This is a genomic window from Intestinibacter sp. (genome assembly GCF_034113885.1).
In the GTDB taxonomy this organism is placed as follows: Bacteria; Bacillota; Clostridia; order Peptostreptococcales; family Peptostreptococcaceae; genus Intestinibacter.
In genome coordinates this window covers 1-2951 of sequence record NZ_JAXEWM010000114.1, presented here as the reverse complement: position 1 = coordinate 2951, position 2951 = coordinate 1, and the positions used below count along the sequence as shown (strand labels likewise).

Genomic DNA, 2951 nt, shown 5'->3' with positions numbered 1-2951 from the left:
AATAACTTTGAGCCAAGACAATATGACTATGAGGATTTAGAAAAGAAATTATTAGGTTGGGATAAAGATGATGAAGAAAATAAAAATGCTTCTTAATGCTGATAGTGAGTTATTGGACCATTCGCATTGGAATGATTCAGTAAAGCTACAAGATAAAAGTTATGACTATACTTCACATTACAAGCTATTAAGTGAAGCAAAGAAGGAGGTGGAAGAAATTGAAACAAGATTTAGAGAGAACACAAAAAGCAAGAGTATATGTTAGAAAACATTACAGTAGTACAACAAATAGAGATTTAATAATAGATGTTTCTAAAAAATTTGGATATACAAAAGCTGGAGCAAAAAACTTAATTTACAAATGGACTAGAGATTTAGATCCACCACCAAAAGCGATAAAGAAGGTAGAAACTAATTTAAAAGGACCTGATTTGATAAAAAAATTAAATGAACTTGAATTAGAAGAACAAAAGGATTACGAAAGAAGGCAGAAAAAAATACTGCAAAACAGACCTAAAATAAGAATAAGTTTATAGGAGGAGTGGCAATAATGGAAAAACAAGACAATCAAAACAATTTAGGAGATTTAAATAATTATCTTTTTAATACACTAAAAAGACTTGATGATAAAAATCTAAAAGGTGATGAATTAAAAGATGAAATACTTAGAGCAAAATCTATAACAGATGTAGCTGCTAAGATAGTTGATAATGCAAATTTAGTATTAAATGCAGAAAAATTCAAAGCTGAAACACTTGGAAGAAGTACAGTTCAAACTTCAAAGTTGTTAGAAGGTTAAATATGAGACATTGTGTTAAGTGGTCAGATAAAGAAAAAGAATATCTAAAAGAAATAACTCCAGGGCATCATTATGCGGAAATAGTAGAGTTAATGAATAAAAAATTTGATAGAGAATTTACATTTGAATTGGTTAAAAATGCAATTGGTAGATATAAGCTAAATACTGGATTTAATGGAAGATTCAAAAAAGGTAATGTTCCAGCCAATAAAGGTCAAAAAGGTGTATGTGCTAAAGGCGCTGAAAAAGGTTGGTTTAAAAAAGGACAGGCACCTATTAATCATAAGCCTGTAGGTTCTGAAAGAATAACTAAAGATGGATATATAATGCTTAAGGTTGCAGAGCCTAACAAATGGAGGTTAAAACATGTGGTTGAATGGGAAAAACATAATGGAAAACTTCCTAAAAATCATGCATTAATATTTTTAGATAGAAATAAACAAAATACTTCAATAGACAATTTAAAGTTAGTTTCTAGAAGTGAGTTATTAATTATCAATAGAGATAATTTACTTAAAGATAATAAAGAACTAAATGAAACTGCAGTTATTATTGCAAAAGTTACAGATAAGGTTCAAAAATTTATTAAAAAAGGAGAGCGAATAAATGAATAAAGTAGTTTTAATGGGAAGATTAACAAAAGATCCTGAACTAAGATTTGCAGCAGGAAGTGGTAAAGGTGTATGTAGATTTACAGTTGCAATTAACAGGCAATTTAAGAGAGATGAAAGTGATTTTATAAATTGTGTTGCATTTGGTAAACCAGGAGAAACTATATCTGAACATTTTGCTAAAGGAAATAGAATTGCATTAACAGGAAATATCAGAACAGGAAGCTATGAAGCACAAGATGGTACTAAGAGATACACTACTGATGTTGTAGTTGAAAGTTTTGAATTTATAGAAGCTAAAAATAGTACAAGCAGTAATGATGATTCTTTTGGAGCAGGTATTCCAGACGATGTAGTTCCTGAAACAGATGGAGATATGCCATTTTAGAAATTAAATAAAAAAATAAAATCTTGGCTACTTGAAAAAGGGTTGAGATAGATGTGTAAGCGTAGAACATTGTGTATTAATTCTCTTAAAGTTTTAACTGACTATTGTGCAAATTAAATTATGAAAGGATGTGAAGCACTCCCCAATTTTTTTTTACATATTTTCTCAATATCTACTTAGTCAGTTTTAACTAATTAAAAAATTTAAGTGAAAGGATGTGAATATACCTCCATACAATATATTTGTACTCTGAATTAATACACGCTTTCAACCTTGTTTTAAGTAGCCAAGAGGAATAAATCAGGTGATTAAATATGAGAAAGAAAGGAGATAAACATAACTGATCCTGGTAGACCAGGTTATATAATAAGTGTTTATTAACGTTTATATGTAAAGTAGTACGGATGCCTTATTGAAGGTGCTTAACTACTTCCACTACTAAGACTTATGTAGTGGTAGTTATGAAAATATGTTGGATTTCAGCAGGAGTATCAAGTTTTATTGCTGGATACTTAGTAAGAAATACAGTAGATGAATTTATTTATACACATATAGAAGATCAAGAAGAAGATTCTTTAAGATTTATAAAAGATTGCGAAAAGGCACTAGGAAAGCCTATAAAAATATTAACAAGTGAATATAAAAATGTGGAAAATGTTATAAGGCAGTTTAGATATATTAATGGACCACACTTTGCTCCATGCACTAATGTGCTAAAAAAGAGAGTAAGAAAAGAATATGAATATAAGTTAAAAGAAAGTGGTATTACAGATATAACTTATGTTTGGGGATTTGATTGTAGTAAAAGAGAACGTGCTAGAGCAGAGAGAACAATAGAAAGTATGCCAGACTTCAAACATGAATTTCCACTTATAGAAAACAACTTAACTAAAGAAGATGCACATGGATTACTAAAAGAATTAGGTATAGCAAGACCAAAAATGTATGACTTAGGATATAGAAATAATAATTGTATTGGTTGTGTTAAAGGTGGCATGGGTTATTGGAATAAGATTAGAATGGACTTCCCAGAGGTCTTTAAAGCTAGGGCAAAATTAGAAAGAGATATAGGACACAGTTGTTTAAAGGAATGTTTTTTAGATGAACTAGAACCAGGCAGAGGAAGAATAGAAGATGAAGTAATGGAGGATTG

The 2951-nt window shown here is 29.8% G+C and carries 6 protein-coding genes; all 6 read left to right on the top strand.

The window, feature by feature from the left end; genetic code table 11:
- Positions 1-85: 85 nt before the first annotated feature.
- Positions 86-265, top strand: a complete 180-nt coding sequence (locus SPD90_RS07060; RefSeq protein WP_320924755.1) for a hypothetical protein — start codon at positions 86-88, stop codon at positions 263-265.
- Positions 219-536 carry a hypothetical protein gene (locus SPD90_RS07055; protein ID WP_320924754.1) on the top strand — a complete coding sequence of 106 codons (318 nt, stop codon included), beginning with the start codon at positions 219-221 and terminating at the stop codon, positions 534-536. The genes SPD90_RS07060 and SPD90_RS07055 overlap by 47 nt, the downstream gene beginning before the upstream one ends.
- Before the next feature lie 14 nt (positions 537-550).
- Positions 551-799, top strand: coding sequence for a hypothetical protein (locus tag SPD90_RS07050; RefSeq protein ID WP_320924753.1), 249 nt, complete (start codon positions 551-553; stop codon positions 797-799).
- A 2-nt stretch (positions 800-801) separates the two neighbouring features.
- Positions 802-1413 (top strand): HNH endonuclease signature motif containing protein, encoded by a 612-nt coding sequence (locus SPD90_RS07045; RefSeq protein ID WP_320924752.1) that lies wholly within the window; start codon positions 802-804, stop codon positions 1411-1413.
- A complete protein-coding gene (locus SPD90_RS07040; RefSeq protein WP_320924751.1) occupies positions 1406-1798 on the top strand; it encodes a single-stranded DNA-binding protein in 393 nt (130 codons plus the stop codon). The genes SPD90_RS07045 and SPD90_RS07040 overlap by 8 nt, the downstream gene beginning before the upstream one ends.
- A 461-nt stretch (positions 1799-2259) precedes the next feature.
- Positions 2260-2951, top strand: a 692-nt coding sequence (locus SPD90_RS07035; RefSeq protein WP_320924750.1) for a phosphoadenosine phosphosulfate reductase, incomplete at its 3' end; no start/stop codon positions are given.